This window comes from Nostoc sp. NZL (genome assembly GCF_015714705.1).
Classification (GTDB): domain Bacteria; phylum Cyanobacteriota; class Cyanobacteriia; order Cyanobacteriales; family Nostocaceae; genus Nostoc; species Nostoc foliaceum_A.
Genome location: NZ_WBKL01000016.1, coordinates 1 through 15,671 on the forward strand (window position 1 = coordinate 1; position 15,671 = coordinate 15,671).

At 43.1% G+C, this 15,671-nt stretch carries 14 protein-coding genes and 1 pseudogene; 7 read left to right on the forward strand and 8 right to left on the reverse strand.

The window, feature by feature from the left end:
• A pseudogene (locus F8R90_RS32600) lies at positions 1-958 on the reverse strand (hypothetical protein); the annotation flags it as partial.
• A gap of 596 nt (positions 959-1,554) precedes the next feature.
• On the opposite strand from F8R90_RS32600, the gene F8R90_RS01980 reads away from it, so the two are divergent.
• On the forward strand, positions 1,555-1,752 hold the full coding sequence (locus tag F8R90_RS01980) for a hypothetical protein (protein ID WP_190895288.1): 198 nt from the start codon (positions 1,555-1,557) through the stop codon (positions 1,750-1,752).
• Positions 1,753-1,833: 81 nt separating this feature from the next.
• Positions 1,834-2,310 carry a Tic20 family protein gene (locus tag F8R90_RS01985; protein ID WP_196509107.1) on the forward strand — a complete coding sequence of 159 codons (477 nt, stop codon included), beginning with the start codon at positions 1,834-1,836 and terminating at the stop codon, positions 2,308-2,310.
• Positions 2,311-2,363: 53 nt separating this feature from the next.
• Here the strand turns inward: F8R90_RS01985 and F8R90_RS01990 are convergent, their stop codons facing one another.
• Positions 2,364-3,137: a fumarylacetoacetate hydrolase family protein gene (locus tag F8R90_RS01990; protein ID WP_190895290.1), complete on the reverse strand. Its 774-nt coding sequence runs from the start codon at positions 3,135-3,137 to the stop codon at positions 2,364-2,366.
• 410 nt (positions 3,138-3,547) lie between these two features.
• On the opposite strand from F8R90_RS01990, the gene rpsF reads away from it, so the two are divergent.
• Both rpsF and F8R90_RS02000 read left to right on the forward strand, forming a co-directional pair.
• Positions 3,548-3,898, forward strand: coding sequence for a 30S ribosomal protein S6 (gene rpsF / locus F8R90_RS01995; RefSeq protein ID WP_190895291.1), 351 nt, complete (start codon positions 3,548-3,550; stop codon positions 3,896-3,898).
• A gap of 205 nt (positions 3,899-4,103) precedes the next feature.
• The gene (locus F8R90_RS02000; protein WP_196509109.1) at positions 4,104-4,664 is read left to right on the forward strand and encodes an Npun_F5560 family protein; all 561 of its coding nucleotides are present in this window, start codon (positions 4,104-4,106) and stop codon (positions 4,662-4,664) included.
• Between the two features lie 481 nt (positions 4,665-5,145).
• On the opposite strand, the gene F8R90_RS02005 is transcribed toward F8R90_RS02000, so the two are convergent.
• Complete coding sequence (locus F8R90_RS02005; protein ID WP_196509112.1) at positions 5,146-5,499, reverse strand: STAS domain-containing protein; 354 nt, start codon at positions 5,497-5,499, stop codon at positions 5,146-5,148.
• A gap of 488 nt (positions 5,500-5,987) precedes the next feature.
• Here F8R90_RS02005 and F8R90_RS02010 point away from each other — a divergent pair, with 488 nt between their 5' ends.
• The gene (locus tag F8R90_RS02010) at positions 5,988-6,620 is read left to right on the forward strand and encodes a DedA family protein (RefSeq protein ID WP_196509115.1); all 633 of its coding nucleotides are present in this window, start codon (positions 5,988-5,990) and stop codon (positions 6,618-6,620) included.
• A gap of 101 nt (positions 6,621-6,721) precedes the next feature.
• Here the strand turns inward: F8R90_RS02010 and F8R90_RS02015 are convergent, their stop codons facing one another.
• The 3 genes from F8R90_RS02015 to F8R90_RS02025 form a co-directional block, all read right to left on the reverse strand.
• Complete coding sequence (locus F8R90_RS02015) at positions 6,722-7,924, reverse strand: argininosuccinate synthase (RefSeq protein WP_196509117.1); 1,203 nt, start codon at positions 7,922-7,924, stop codon at positions 6,722-6,724.
• A 334-nt stretch (positions 7,925-8,258) separates the two neighbouring features.
• On the reverse strand, positions 8,259-8,411 hold the full coding sequence (locus F8R90_RS02020; protein WP_196509120.1) for a hypothetical protein: 153 nt from the start codon (positions 8,409-8,411) through the stop codon (positions 8,259-8,261).
• Between the two features lie 8 nt (positions 8,412-8,419).
• Positions 8,420-8,701: a hypothetical protein gene (locus tag F8R90_RS02025; protein ID WP_196509134.1), complete on the reverse strand. Its 282-nt coding sequence runs from the start codon at positions 8,699-8,701 to the stop codon at positions 8,420-8,422.
• 261 nt (positions 8,702-8,962) lie between these two features.
• Between F8R90_RS02025 and F8R90_RS02030 the strand changes: the two genes are divergently transcribed.
• Positions 8,963-9,511, forward strand: a complete 549-nt coding sequence (locus F8R90_RS02030) for a PEP-CTERM sorting domain-containing protein (protein ID WP_196509123.1) — start codon at positions 8,963-8,965, stop codon at positions 9,509-9,511.
• Between the two features lie 200 nt (positions 9,512-9,711).
• On the opposite strand, the gene F8R90_RS02035 is transcribed toward F8R90_RS02030, so the two are convergent.
• Positions 9,712-11,874, reverse strand: a complete 2,163-nt coding sequence (locus F8R90_RS02035; protein WP_196509125.1) for a PhoX family protein — start codon at positions 11,872-11,874, stop codon at positions 9,712-9,714.
• A gap of 590 nt (positions 11,875-12,464) precedes the next feature.
• Here F8R90_RS02035 and F8R90_RS02040 point away from each other — a divergent pair.
• Entirely contained in the window at positions 12,465-13,436 is a 972-nt protein-coding gene (locus F8R90_RS02040) for a glycosyltransferase family 2 protein (protein WP_196509128.1), read from the forward strand.
• 35 nt (positions 13,437-13,471) lie between these two features.
• On the opposite strand, the gene recG is transcribed toward F8R90_RS02040, so the two are convergent.
• On the reverse strand, positions 13,472-15,671 hold a 2,200-nt coding region (gene recG / locus F8R90_RS02045; RefSeq protein WP_196509131.1), incomplete at its 5' end, for an ATP-dependent DNA helicase RecG.

A 15,671-nucleotide genomic window follows, 5' to 3' on the forward strand; every position in this document is an offset into this window, starting at 1 on the left:
TGCTGTGTGTAGCAATTGCCGATTCTGTGGAAACAGCGATCGCTTTATCTAGCGTAATTGCGGGTTCTGTTGGGGCACTAGTTTCCAAGTTCCCTTCATTCGGCACAACAATGGTAACGGGGTTGCTGTGTGTAGCAATTGCCGATTCTGTGGAAACAGCGATCGCTTTATCTAGTTTAATTGCGGGTTCTGTTGGGGCACTAGCTTCCAAATTCCCTTCATCTAGCACAACAATGGTAACAGGGCTGCTGTGTGTAGCAATTGCCGATTCTGTGGAAACAGCGATCGCTTTATCTAGCGTAATTGCGGGTTCTGTTGGGGCACTAGTTTCCAAGTTCCCTTCATTCGGCACAACAATGGTAACGGGGTTGCTGTGTGTAGCAATTGCCGATTCTGTGGAAACAGCGATCGCTTTATCTAGTTTAATTGCGGGTTCTGTTGGGGCACTAGCTTCCAAATTCCCTTCATCTAGCACAACAATGGTAACAGGGCTGCTGTGTGTAGTAATTGCTTGTTCTGCTAGGGTAGTACATTCCAAGTTTTCAGAAACAGTATCTGAGTGAGCAGGTGAATTTGACTCTACATTCTCCCCTTGCTCTTCCTCTACTTCCTGGCACAATACTTGTAGTTGGACACTGTATTGCCAAGATTTACCGAGCAGATCCGACATTAAATCGCCGGTACAGCGCAACTCCCAAACTCCCGGCTCGAAGTATGTAAAGGGAATGACCGCCATTAAGCCTTCTGAATTAGTGCGACGCGATCGCTTGAAAATTTTCCACCTTGGTTGAACTTGCTGGGTTGAAGAGTGAGTTACCCGCACTTCAACGTCTGTATTAGGAAGGTTAGAACGAGCCAAAACTCTATACTGTCCTTCCAAAAGTTCCAAATTTGGCGATTCTAGGATATGCCACGAGCGAGCGCCTTGTTTCTGTATCAGAAATTGCCAGTGTTCCATTGTGAGTGATGCCCAGACCGACGAGCCGCTGAGTAATATTGTGTATTAACTTGCTTGCAAGTTTACTCCAGTATTTTGTAAATGCATCCCTTAAATGGCTATCTAGTTAACTCAGTTTTACTTACTTGACTTTTGGCACTTTAACTAGCCGCATCAAGGAAATGTCAATAGATCACTGTGTTACTTGTGCATAAAGCTTTTGTTGTTTCCCGAATATTAAGTTTGATCCTCTCCAGTGCTAAATTAACAGGGATGGAATAAATACTGTTAGCTGTCACTGCTCAACTATTTTTGTATTATTTTTTACTAAAATGTCTATTTGCAATAGACACAACATACAATAAATTAAGATTCACTTGACAATTTTTATTAAATTGTGATTGCCCACATTTTTGCTAAAAAGAGGGAGGTAGGATGTGGCTCTTAAGTGTCCTCTGCGATCGCCTACGGCGGGCGTAAAACGCCATCGCAAATCACAACACTTAACCGCGTAGCACGCGCCCAACCTACCTGAAGCGGTTCTTTGAACTGCTACAAAGCTTATCCTCACCTGAGTGACATGTGGGTGACAATGAGGATTTACAGGAGGGATTTCGATGCTAGTCATTTTAATGGACGAGCAAATCCTTGCCCCTGAGCAAGTTTGCCAGTCTTGTTTACTCGCTGATAGGAGTGGTCAACCCCGGTGGCGTGGGGGTCAACTGCGCTGTGGTCAAGCCATTCGCAAACTTACTCAACAGCAGCCAGACCAGTATGAGTGTATGATGGGTTTTCGCATCGCCCATATAGAATAGTTGAATTTGCCAGCAAGACCAAGCAACTGCGTTATCCTAAGCTCAAGTAACTATAGAAATTTAACCACAGGAGAACGCATAATGTCTTGGCGCGGGTCTACAACAGTTTCAGATCGGATTTTTGCTTGCTTGCCCTATTTGCTACCGATGGTTGAGGCAGTAACTTTTGGCCTTTTTCTATTACAGCAGTTTCCTCCCCTAGCAATCGTTTTTGCACCGATTCTGATTTTATGGTCATTTTACAGAAGTGTGCGCTATGCAGGAGTGATTATTTTCTTTGCCTTATTCCTATTGGTGGTAAGAAATGAAAAAATCAGTCACTTCATTCGTTTCAACACCATGCAGGCAATCCTTTTGGACATCATTATCTTTTTGTTTGGCATCCTGACTGATGTTGTTGGACTAGTTCCCTCTGGTGGTTTTGCAATCCAAACCTTATCCACAACCATTTTTCTAGGCATAGTGGTAGCAGTTGCATATTCAGTCATCCAGTCATTGAGCGGGCGTTATGCAGAAATTCCGGCGATTTCTGATGCCGTGTATATGCAGGTACGCTAGTAACTAACACCCTATCCCCTGTACCAAAATACAGCGTACAAGTACGCTATTAGTTAACGGGCGACTACGGTGTTTTCCAGGCGACCAATACCTTCAATTTCTACGCGGACGCGATCGCCTGGATGCAATGGACTTACACCCTCCGGTGTACCTGTAAGCACCAAATCACCGGGTAGTAGCGTCATAATCTGACTGATATAGGAAACTAGAACATCTGGGGAAAACACCATCTGATCGATACAGGCAGATTGGACTGGATTAGTGTCATCATTCACAAAAGTCTGCAATCTCGCTCCTGGATTTAATTCCCGCACAATCCAAGGGCCCAAGGGACAGAAAGTATCAAAACCTTTGGCTCGCGTCCATTGACCATCCCGTTTTTGTAAATCTCGCGCTGTTACGTCATTGGCAATGGTGTAGCCCCAAATTTTTGTTTGGGCTACCTCTGGTGTACATTCAAAGGCGTAATCGCCAATCACTAATGCTAACTCTCCTTCATAGTCAACTCTTTGCGACTGGGGAGGATACTTAATTTCCCTCTCAGATGGAATGATCGATGTGGGTGGCTTGAGAAAGATTAGTGGCTCAGAAGGGACTGGAGTTCCCATTTCGGCTGCATGGTCTGCATAATTCTTACCCACCGCCACAATTTTTGAGGGAGCGCAAGGAGCCAGAATTTGGTAATCTTCTGGTGTCAAAGTTAAATCAGTGGGTTGTCCTTGTAACCAGGGCGGAGCATCTAGCACCTGCACATTGAGGGATAGTTGTAGTAACCCATAGTAAATCTGTCCTTCTTGATTTTGAATTCGCACATAGCGCTGCGCCATAACCTTGATGAATATCCTTTTATCTGCTTTTTTGTTGCTGTGAGCGGGTAGCAATCCTCAGTTAGCTTTTTAGCGAGCCGATTGAGCCTTCAGCCTGAAAGCGATCGCTATAGATACCCTTAGGACAAGATACCCGTTGGCGAAGCTGATAGCTTGAGCAATTTGCTAGCGATCGCCAAAAGCTGGATTCTTACTCGCTAAAAAAATCTGGAGGTCGGGAGCCGACCTAGTTTTCATTAGGGACATCTAAAAAATCCAAACTTTGGCGGATTAGCAATGATTCAAATTGAAAACTGGTAAGATTATAGTTCCTTGTTGCTTCAGATGTTGATTAATACTGAAATTTTGAATTAAAATTAGGTATCAATTAATATCAGCAGCCACGTTTGTCCATGAGGAGACTGAAAAATATGACTACAAGTTACGAAACAATGTACATTCTCCGTCCTGACCTGGGAGACGAACAGGCAGAGCAAGCAATAACTAAATATCAGAATTTGCTTCGCGAACAAGGCGCTGAGGATATCCAAATTCAAAATCGTGGTAAGCGTCGTCTGGCTTATGAAATCAAAAAACACCGCGATGGCATCTACATCCAATTAAACTACACTGCGCCTGCAACTGCGATCGCCCCCTTTGAACGCGCCATGCGCTTGAGTGAAGAAGTGATTCGCTATTTGACAGTTAAGCAGGAAATTGAAGAGGAAAAACCCCCTAAAGAAGAAAAAGAAAAACCCACTAAAGTAACAGCAACGGTCTAATGATCAGGCAATAGGGGATAGGGAAGTGTTTTCCTAGTACCCAATGCCCCATGCTCAATGCCCAATCCCATTCAATAAAATTTTGTTTTTTTCTTTTTTCGTGACTTGCTTGGGAATGCTAAATTAACAAATACTTGCCAAAGGTAGTACTCCCGCAGTTATACCTAAGAGTGGACAAGATTCTGAATGGGAGCTGTAAGCTACTGTGAGCCAATCTGATACACCCAATATTCAAGTTCTTTCTACGGAAGTATCGCAGCTACGCCAAGAGTTGCAACTTCGTGATCAATTAGTGCAACAGCTATCTCAAGAACTCTTCCGGCTGGTAAAGGGTAACACTAGTTTTATACCCCAACAGCCGGATCTTGAGCGCGATCTGACCCAGTTACAGGCTTTGCAAGAACAACTCCAAGCTGTGGAGCAGCAGGTAGCGTTTTACCAAGAGCAAATTACAACTCGTGACTCCGAAATTTATCAATTGCGACAGTCAGTCCAAGAACTCACCGATCGCACTCGGATGTTGGAGCAAGTAGTACAAGAGTTGCCTCAAATTTACCGTCGGAAGTTTGAGGAGCGGATGACGCCAGTGAGAGAAAAGGTAGCAATGCTACAACGGGAAAATCGCCAACTACAAGCAGAACTGCAAAGTGTGAGTTACCGTTTAGCACTCAAAACTCGCAATGCTAGTCACAGCTGCATTGATTTGCCAAATTTTCCCCGTCCAGCATCTGAAGAAACTAACATTTCGACTCCCCAGAATGCCTAATTTTATCATTATGGTGGAATCAAAGAGGTAAGAAATTGGCGCGGCAAAGGCTCTTGCAGCCATTCGACTAGTACACCAAGGCAAAAATAACTATAGAGTTAGAAATAACGCAAAGGCTGACATTCTAACCTTTCTTACCTCCTGCTTCCTTGCACTAGTTACGTCGGATATAGAACAATTAACTTCAGGTAATTTGAACAGCCCTGTCTTTCAGAAGTTGGGGAGTGTCACAAAGAACTGCATTGTTTTGACCGATTTTGGTAATTTCATACTTTACTGCTTTAGGTAGATGGCTTCCAATAAGCAGATATATTCATGTGCCATTGATATTACCTAACCTCAAAGCCATGAGTTTTCCTCAACATTCTTCTCTGGACAATAAAGAAAATCAGCCTGCTAGCACCAGACTGTTATCTTTGAGAATATGAAAAAATTCAAATATTGCTTGACTACAGCATCCATCTATAGGTAGATTTATTACTTAGCCTGCTAGCACCAGACTGTTATCTTTGACGGTGGTAAAAATGTCTTCATAAGTGGGAAAAATTTCAAACACTGAATCTAGTTGGGTAAGTTCCAAAATTAACCGTACAGGAGCTTGTACGTTGCATAGAACCAAACGGCAACCGCTTTGACGTGCAGCTTTCAACCCTTTTACTAAAGGGACTAACCCAGAACTGTCCATGAAATTAACTTCTGCTAGGTCGATAACCCAGAGTTGATGAGCTTGGGGTACTACTCCAGCCATCTGTTCACTCAAAGCCTTACCGCCTTCCAAATCTATGCTTCCTTGGGGTTTAAACAAAATCACTTGAAGTTGTTGTGTGAGAGCCATGAATTTAATAGGGTAGTTGGAACACTGGACAAAAAATTGAAAAAGACATCAATACTCTTCTCTTTCAACGGCAAAATCACTGTTTTACCCCGATATTTGGGCAATTGCAGTGATGCAGTTGAGAGAGATTATTTCAGTATTCATGTCGTATAATTTGTGTTAACTTTCATCAATATAGGCATAATCGCCTAACAAATTCGGTATCAACCGTATCTTTTACAAGATTTTTATAATTTATCTGGATAAATATAAATTTTTTATAAAATCTTTAATTTATCCAAATAAAATATAAATCTGTGGTATAGGCATTAAAAAAATGCATAGCTAATGATAGTCAAAAATTAATAGTTACTATAGACTAAAATCTATGGCTTATTCAGAATTAAGCTAATGACTTAATGACTTAATGTAGCGGTTTGATTGACACCCCACCCAAAAACAAGCAAAGATATAGTAAAAGTAAAAATTTGTAAAGGCGGCGGTGCGGGATGTCCTTAGAGCTGATTTCACTAGAAAATATCCAGGAAGTCGCCCATACATACGGGTATTGGGCAATTTTTTTCGGAATTTTGCTAGAAAATTTAGGCATTCCCCTTCCTGGTGAAACCGTGACCTTAGTAGGTGGGTTTCTAGCTGGCAGTGATGAACTGAATTTCTGGCTGGTTCTCGGTGACGCAATTATGGGTGCTGTAATTGGCGGCACTTGTGGCTATTGGATTGGTAGAGTTAGCGGTTGGCCTTTTCTGGTAAAAGTTGGTAGCATATTTCGGATTTCTGAAGTGCGGCTGCTGACTATTAAAGAACAATTTAGTCAAAATTCTGCTAAAGCGGTATTTTTTGGACGTTTTCTGGCATTGTTGCGAGTTTTTGCTGCACCACTAGCTGGTATAGCCGAAATGCCCTTTGCAAAATTCTTTTTATACAACTTGTTAGGAGCAGTTGCTTGGGCTAGTTTGATGGTGACATTAGCTTTTTTTGCTGGCAAAATTGTCTCTTTAGAACAATTGGTTGCTTGGGTAGGTCAATTTGCGATCGCAGCATTACTGATCTTGGCAGCCTTAATTATTGTGCCTCTCTGGCTAGAGTCTCGCCAAGTTAAGGAAGTGAGTAGTGAAGAGTGAGGAGTGAGGAGTCAGGAATAAAGTAAAAAGTTATTTTTTGAACTTTCACTTTTGTATTTCGCTTTTTTAACTCCTAACTCCTAACTCCTAACTTTTAACTTTTAACTTTTAGTGTGCCGCGACCAAATGCGAGTTGGTAGCCCCCAAACGTAAATAAAGCCTTCAGCCGCTTTGTGGTCAAATTGGTCTTCGGCTCCGTAGGTTGCCAAATCGGGGGTGTAGAGGGAATTATCGCTCGAACGCCCAACTATCGTAGAGTTGCCTTTGAACAACTTCACTCGCACAGTTCCAGAGACTCGCTCTTGTGTCTTTTGAATAAAGGCATCGAGTGCAACTTTGAGTGGACTGTACCACAAACCGTTGTAAACGATTTGACTGTAAGTTTCTTCAATCCCACGCTTGTAATGGGTGACATCTGCCGTCAAAGTCAAGCTTTCTAAATCCCTATGTGCCTGAATTAGCACTAACATCGCGGGTGATTCGTAGATTTCCCGCGATTTGATGCCCACCAGACGGTTTTCAATCATATCGATCCGCCCTATCCCGTGATTTCCTACCACCTGATTGAGTTCTTCAATTAGTTCAACTGGCTTTTTGGCTATACCGTCGAGGGTTGTCGGAATACCACCGTGGAAACCAATTTCGATGTACTCTGGCTCATTGGGAGTATCAGCGATCGCTTTGGTCATTTCATAAATTTCTTCTGGTGGCTCAAATGACGGATCTTCGAGTAAACCAGCTTCAATACTACGACCGAGCAAATTCTTGTCAATACTATAGGGAGAAGATTTTTTGACTGGTGAGGGGATACCAAACTTTTCACCATAGGCGATTGTTTCCTCACGACTCATTCCCCACTCTCTGGCTGGTGCGAGGATCTTCAGGTTTGGGTTGAGAGCGGTAACTGAGACATCAAAGCGAACCTGATCGTTACCTTTGCCGGTGCAACCGTGAGCGATCGCATCAGCACCATATTTTTCGGCTGTTTCTACTAATACTTTAGCAATCAGTGGACGAGCAAGGGCAGTTCCTAGAGGATAACGATTTTCATAAAGGGCGTTGGCTTGAATTGCTCCAAAGGCGTAATCTTTAACGAAGCTGTCTTTGACATCCGCCACTAGGGATTCACTTGCACCCGATTTCAGAGCTTTTTCTCGAACTGGCTCTAATTCATCTCCCTGGCCTAAATCTGCTGCTAGGGTAATCACCTCTTCCACACCCCACTCCTGTTTGAGGTAGGGGATGCAAACGGAGGTATCCACTCCACCAGAATATGCCAGGACAACCTTTTTGGCGCGACCCATTAATTTCTCCAGTTAGGAAAACAAACAATGAGTCATTATTATATCTAAACTAATCCATGTATATTTTATTCATGCAACAACCAATAGGTTAATTAACTGCAAACCTAGACATTACGGTTAACTCTTATCTAATGCCAATAAAACGATGTAGCAATCCTAAATCATTTGTGAATAACAAGATTCCCTAACTTCTTAGAAAAATCGGGAATCTGAGCTTTTAGATTTTATTATGTTAAAAATTTGCAGGGTGGATAATCCCACCCTGCTATTCTTGATAATTTGGTTTGAGCACACGAAAGACTGATGACTGATGACGGTTGACAGTTAACAGACATCAGTCAACACTTAACGGGACAGGGCGGGCTATCCCGGACACCCCTGGTTCGCACAGCGTCTCGTAGAGAAGAAGTGGGCTTCCCGCCGCCTTGGTGAGAGTTTTATCATCATTAGAAAAATTATAAGTTAGGGCTGCTGCTTGAGCAGGCATAGTCTTTCCTAATGAAACGGTGTATTAATTCCACGGAGTTGCGATCGCAGTTTTGTTTTCATGGCTTGGAAGATATGACTTTGGTCAATCACGCCCCGAACACCAGTCACAGTATAAGTACCAGAACTATCTTTAAACTTGAATGCCATAGCCAGACCAGATATGAACCAAGCCAAGGCGCGTTTGTAGTGCTTCAGTAATGAAATGATTTTGGACTTTTGAATGAAAGTTTCATCAAGAAACTTCAGATTTGCATATTCACTTACTACTAATACCGTTCGGTGAATCATTTTCATGTGATTTCATGGCAATTTGACAGTAATAAAAATGTTGTTAATCACAACGACTAAAGTCCGAGGTTTGAAACCTTTTGATACTGAGTGGATGAGTTAAATTTTTACTTCGCGGGAAATTTATATATACGTGACAAGCTTAAAGATTTTATAAAAATAATCTTTTGTTTGATTTTTCTTAACCTGTACACAGTGGTTCAAAGTTTATTTAAGTGAAATTACAGAACTATTCATTTTTTAACTTTGGAGTATTTTTTGATGAAATTAGTTAAAAATCTTGGCATTGCTACTATTGCAGCTACCATCTCTGTTGCTGCCATTGGGGCTAAACCGGTGCAAGCTGCCTTGGTTAATTACGGTTTCACTGTGAATGCCACATTTGGCAATAATCCCGGTCAGTATTTCGGCTCTTTTCAATACGATGACTCGACTTTAACCAATACAGGTCTTGAGACATTGGGAGTTGAGAATGGATTAGCAGTTGCATTCAACTACTTAGGTACTAACTATACAGAAGTAGATGATACTGATTTTGACAGCTTTCCTATAGCTAGCTTCAATAATGGCGAAGTTCTAGGACTAAGCTATTTTGTTGCAGACCAGTTTGCGATCGGAGGTGATCTAAATACTCCAGATGTAGGAGGAAACAAATTTTATGTGATTGACCAATCAGTAAATACAACAGAGGTAGGTACTGTAAGCTACGCTAAAGTGCCAGAGCCGTTAGCTGTTGGTGGTACGGCTATTGCTGGTGTTATGGGATTGTGGATGCAACGCAAGAAGAGAACAACAAAACTTGTGGGTTAATAGTACGCAATCACTAAAATAAAATTTTGATTAAAATAATCCTCACTTAATAAGTGGGGATTTTATTTGTTTATTAAAATCTTGACTATTACTATTAACTAAATCACCTTACCTTGGCTGTGTTTAAAGTCAAGGATTAAGGTGATTTAAAAGTATTTAAGATACTGAGCGATCGCTAAATGAATCTGTTGCTATCGTCTTTAGAGACCACCAACAACGCCACCGTCATTACGGGTAATTACTACCACTGATGAACGTGGGCGACCTGATGGGCCATAACCTTGACTGTTAGGCCAATTGCTGGCGATCGTGGGATTCGAGGCATCTCCGCGATCGCCTGGGTGTTGGATATTGATAAACATCGCTTTGCCATCAGGTGTAGTGATCACACCAGTTACCTCACAATCCGTAGGGCTGGTTAAGAAGCGCCTAACTTGTTTGGTGTTGGGGTCAGCACAGGACATGGTGTTGCTACCGATATTTACCAAATCACCGATACCATCGCCTGAGTGGTCGGTCTGAATCCAAAGGCGGCCGAAGTCGTCGAACCACAGACCATCTGGTGAACTTAAGTCGTCACCTTTAATGTTGCCTTGAAGATTTGGTTCGGGTCTAGTTTTGTCCCCAGCTTCAAAAAAGATATCCCACTTGAAAGTTGTAGCCGTAACGCTGCGTCCATCTTCGCGCCAGCGAATGATGTGACCGTAACGGTTATCAGGACGTGGGTTTGAAGCATTCACGGGAGGGCGCGCACCGCCTGCTGCTGTTGTGCCGTCTGGCTGGTTCGACGAAACTGGAGTTGTGCCCCGACGATTATTGTTGGTCAATGTGCAGTAGACTTCAATCTCTTTATATCCGCCGATGCGAGGACGCACAGCTACCCACTCTGGGCGATCCATCATGGTTGCGCCGACGCGATCGCCAGCTTGTCTTGTCTTAACAAGCACTTCAGCCTGATTTCTGAAACCGTTCTCTGGTGTTAGACCACGCTGACCGTAGACCAAAGGAATCCACTCGCCAGTACCGTTGTCATTGAATTTGGCAACGTACAGAACACCGTTGTCGAGCAAATCGCGGTTAGCAGCACGATTGCCGGGATTTAAAGGTTGGGCACAAACGAACTTGTAGATATACTCGTTACGCTCGTCGTCACCCTGATAGAAAGCAACACGGTTATTATCATCAACAACGACCTGAGCGCTCTCGTGCTTGAATCGACCAAGGGCAGTGCGCTTGACTGGTTTGCTTTGCGGATCGTAGGGATCAATTTCAACCACCCAGCCGAATAAATGGGGTTCGAGTGGGTTGGTGCTGGCATCAAAGCGTGGATCAACCTCCGGCCAGCGATAGCTAGATGATGTTGAAACGCCGTACCGATTTTGTCCTGCCAGGATATCGGACTTTTCGATGCCTTCAATTGCAACTACATCTCGTGTGGGATTAGCAAAGTAGCCGTTCCAGTTCTCTTCGCAGGTCAAGTAAGTACCCCAAGGAGTGTAGCCATTGGCGCAGTTGTTGAGTGTACCGTATGCGGTGTAGCCGTCGTTCAGCGTCCCGGTGTCAACAGAGCCAGTTGGCTGAATTGAAAACTTTTTTGACTTTAACAGTGCATTGCCAGCCGCAGGTCCCGATACACGCATCTCGGTATTGCCAGTAATGCGGCGACCATAAGGCGAATTGCGATTGAAACTCCACTCATTGCCGTTTTTGGAAATTTCCACAACAGACACACCATGAGCAGCCTGAGACTTCCGTACCTTGGCAATTGTGACTACATCCAGACCATCGGGATGCAAAATCGATTCCTGGGTATATTCATGGTTCACACACAGCAGACCAGTATTGATAGGCTGATTTAAAAAGCCTCTAAGTGATCTTGCTTGTGAACTTACTGTCCGACCAACAACATTCCCTGGCTGTAAAGGGAAGTAGTGCATTCCATCATTGTGCATACCAAACTGCTTTTCTTGAGCAGCAGCATCCTGAGAGGCATCTGGTAGCCAAGTTGGGCCACCAGGTGCGATCGGATCTCCCCAAGCAATCAGCACTTTGGCTGTATAACCTTCAGGAACACTGACAAGATCCTTTTCAAGCAGTCCTGTAGCTGGGTTGAGTAGATTCGGTGGGATACTCTTAAAGCCTATGCCAGCAAATCCCGTTCCCTTGGGAATCGGTGCTGCATCAACACTTTGAAGAAAGCCACCGATAGAAACATCGCCCAGAACAGTTAGCACTGAGGTACCCACAGCCGTCATGATGAACCGCCGCCGACTCAGACTAACGCGATCAATCACATCACGAATTGACTCGTTACCAGATGGGTTGAGGGTCAAATTGTTTTTAGGGTGAGAGCGTCCTTTCATTCTTTGTTCTCCATTTAAGGCTTATGAGGTTGCTATTCAGTTCATCTCTCAATAAGATGAGTAATTTGGTAAATAAAAACTTTAAATATTTACATGAATTACTTCGATATTTATTGGAAATTGACACTTTTCTAACAGCCAATAAATATAGCAATCCTAAATTATTCGTGAAAAAAATCTGTTGACTATTACCTACCTCCACGACTAATTTCACAACTTAAATAGGATTCCTATAGCAGTGAATAGCAAATTAAGACTGCTTGATCCTTATTACTCAAAGGAAAATTATCAAACTTTTATTAATTTAAATATCAAGGATTAAGATCAGGTTATATATTGATTAATTTGAATTTATCAATTGTCATTATTTACGAGGAAATAAACTTTAAAAGCACAAATACCTGTAACTGTAAAAACAACATAATATTGAACAGTCATACAAAAATACATTTTTCCGATTTTAGACATGGTAAACTTATATACCTATTTTTTAAGACCCAGCAAGTATTGCATTATCAATAGATTGACCATTTCCGTAACCAGAATCAGATAAGGAACAGTGTCAGCATCGTATCTGTCCTATCCTGGAGATGGATATATATAGTGTTGTGGGTGAGACTGTGTTTTTCAGCGTTGTGATACCGACTTATAATCGCCAACCGATTTTAGAAAAATGCCTCCGTGCCTTGGAGGTGCAGGAATTAAGTAAGCCAAGTTCGGTTACTGATTACGAGATTGTCCTAGTGGATGATGGTTCAACTGATGGGACACTGGAGTGGTTAGCAGCACACAAAGAAGAGTTTCCCCATGTGCGTTGGTTTCAGCAAGATCATGCTGGCCCAGCTGCGGCGCGGAATCTGGGTGTAGAAAAGGCGCTGGGAGATACGATTATCTTTATTGATAGCGATTTAGTGGTGCTGGATAATTTCCTACAAGCTCACGCTGAGGCGTTAGTGCAAGGAAAGGAGAAATTGGGGAGCGATCGCTTTTTCACTTACGGTGCAGTTATTAATACTTGTAATTTCAATCACCCAACGGCTGAACCCTATAAAGTCACAGATTTTTCAGCAGCTTTCTTTGCTACGGGAAATGTAGCAATCCCCAAACATTGGCTAAAGAAAGCGGGACTTTTTGACACTAGATTCCAACTCTATGGCTGGGAAGATTTAGAATTGGGTGTGCGGCTAAAAAAACTAGGTTTGACACTAATTAAATGTCCAGAAGCCGTAGGATATCATTGGCATCCACCATTTAACTTAGAGCAAATTCCCCGATTGATTGACCAAGAAATTCAACGCGGACGGATGGGAGTTTTATTTTATCAAAAGCATCCCACATGGGAAGTGCGAATGATGATTCAAATGACTTGGCTGCATCGCTTACTTTGGGGAATTCTTTCACTCAACGGTACGCTGAACGAACGGACAATGGCTCCATTATTGCAATGGCTAATTAATTTAGGTAAACCGCAATTAGCTTTAGAAATTGCTCGAATTTTTCTCAACTGGTACAACGTGAAGGGTGTTTACCAAGCCTATGCCAAAATGCAGCAAATATCCTGATTAAATACCGATTCAACTTGTATTTATCCAGTCACTTACGTCAAAATCGCCCCACCCATTAACCGTTCATATCGATATTTCAACTCTTCTTTCATCAAATACCAACGCTCTAGAGTTGCATCCATCTCTATTATTTTCTCTGCTGCTTGCCGCGCTAAAAGTAAAACTTCCTCATCCTCAACCAAACTCGCTAAGGTAAAATCTGGTACTCCAGATTGACGAGTTCCTAGTACTTGCCCTGGCCCACGAAAACGCATATCCATCTCAGAAATGAAAAAGCCATCCTGAGATTGTTCCAACACCTTCAACCGTTGTTGAGCATCAGGACTCCTAGAACTGCTCATCAATAGACAGTAAGACTGAGCCGCGCCACGACCGACACGCCCCCGCAGTTGGTGGAGTTGCGATAAGCCAAATCGTTCCGCATTTTCAATGAGCATTACTGTAGCATTAGGTACGTCTACGCCAACCTCAACAACAGTGGTAGAAACTAGAATCTGCGTTTGATTATCGCGGAATTTGGTTATCGCTTCATCCTTATCGGCTGAACTCATACGACCGTGCAGTAGCCCAACTTGAAAATCGGGAAAAACGCTTTCTTGTAACTTTTGATGCTCCTCGGTTGCCGATCGCAGATCCAGTTTTTCTGATTCTTCTACTAAGGGCAAAACCACATAAACTTGTCTACCTTGAGCAATTTCTCGGCGGATGAGGTCGTAAGCATGGTTGCGTTGCTGACCTGACAATACTGTTGTCTGAATCTTTTGTCGTCCTGGTGGTAACTCATCAATCTGGCTCACATCCAAATCCCCGTGTATCGTCAGTGCTAAGGTTCGGGGAATGGGAGTGGCTGTCATAGTCAACACATGAGGTTGCTCACCTTTTTGCTGCAAACGCGCCCGTTGTTCTACCCCAAAGCGATGCTGCTCATCAATCACCACTAATCCCAATTGATGGAAGTTTACGGGGTCTTGAATTAAGGCGTGGGTTCCCACTAACAGAGGTAATTCACCAGTTCCTAACTGAGAATGTATTTGTCTTCGTTTAGCAGTTTTAGTAGAACCTGTCAGTAATTCCACTGGTAAATGCAAGAGGTTAAACCAGCTGACTAACTTGCGATAATGTTGTTCTGCCAAAACTTCTGTGGGAGCCATCAGCGCCGCTTGATAGCCAGATTGAATTGCTGCGAGGATAGCCAGCACAGCGACGACTGTTTTACCAGAACCGACATCGCCTTGCACCAAACGATTCATTGGTACAGGTTTTTGCAAATCGTTGAGGATATCGTTGAGAACTCTTTGCTGTGCGCCAGTGAGTTGAAAAGGCAGTATTTCGTGGAATTTCTCTACAAGTTGACCGCGTGGAACTAGGATGGCGCTGGTTTGAATCGCTTTTGCTTGCTGCTGACGTTGCAATAACCCAAGTTGTAGATAGAAAAATTCATCAAAAACTAGGCGACGACGGGCAACTTGTAAGGCGGCGCTATCGCTGGGAAAATGAATGTTAGCGATCGCATCTTTCAATTCCATCAAACCATACTTTTGCCGCAAACCACTTGGCAGAGGGTCTTTCAAGTTAGCCGCAGCTGGTAAAGCAGCTATTACCGCCTGTCGCACTGTATTCGCCACCACCCCTTCTGTCAGTCCATAAATTGGCACTACCCGCCCAATATTCAGCGACTCAATCGAATCTCCTGGATTTGCCAAAACCTCTAGTTCTGGATTATCCAGTGTCAAGCCGTATTTACTTTCTTTCACCAACCCACACGCTGCCAGAATACTACCTACTGGATAACGGCGTTTTAAACTTTCTTGCCAAGCGCGACTGCTAAAGCGCGTACCTGCGTAAAAACGGCCAATTTTGATTTGACCACTGTTATCTTTGACTACCAGTTCTAAAATTGATAATTTCTGATTTTTAGGGCTAGTAAAGCAATTACAACGCTTCACTGTAGCTACTATTGTCACCGTCTCACCCGCCTGTAACTCGCGGATATTCACCTGACGCGCATAATCAATATGGTCACGGGGATAGTAAAAAAGCAAGTCGCGGACGGTATGTAAACCAAGCCGTGCTAAATTATCAGCTTTTTTAAAGCCTATTTCTGGTAAATCGCTGAGTTTTTGATCAATGTTTGGGGCCAGCCTCCGACTGACCTCAGAGATGATTTTAGATTTTGGATTTTGGATTTTGGATTGATAAGTTTTCCCTTGCTCCCCTGCTCCCCTGCTCCCC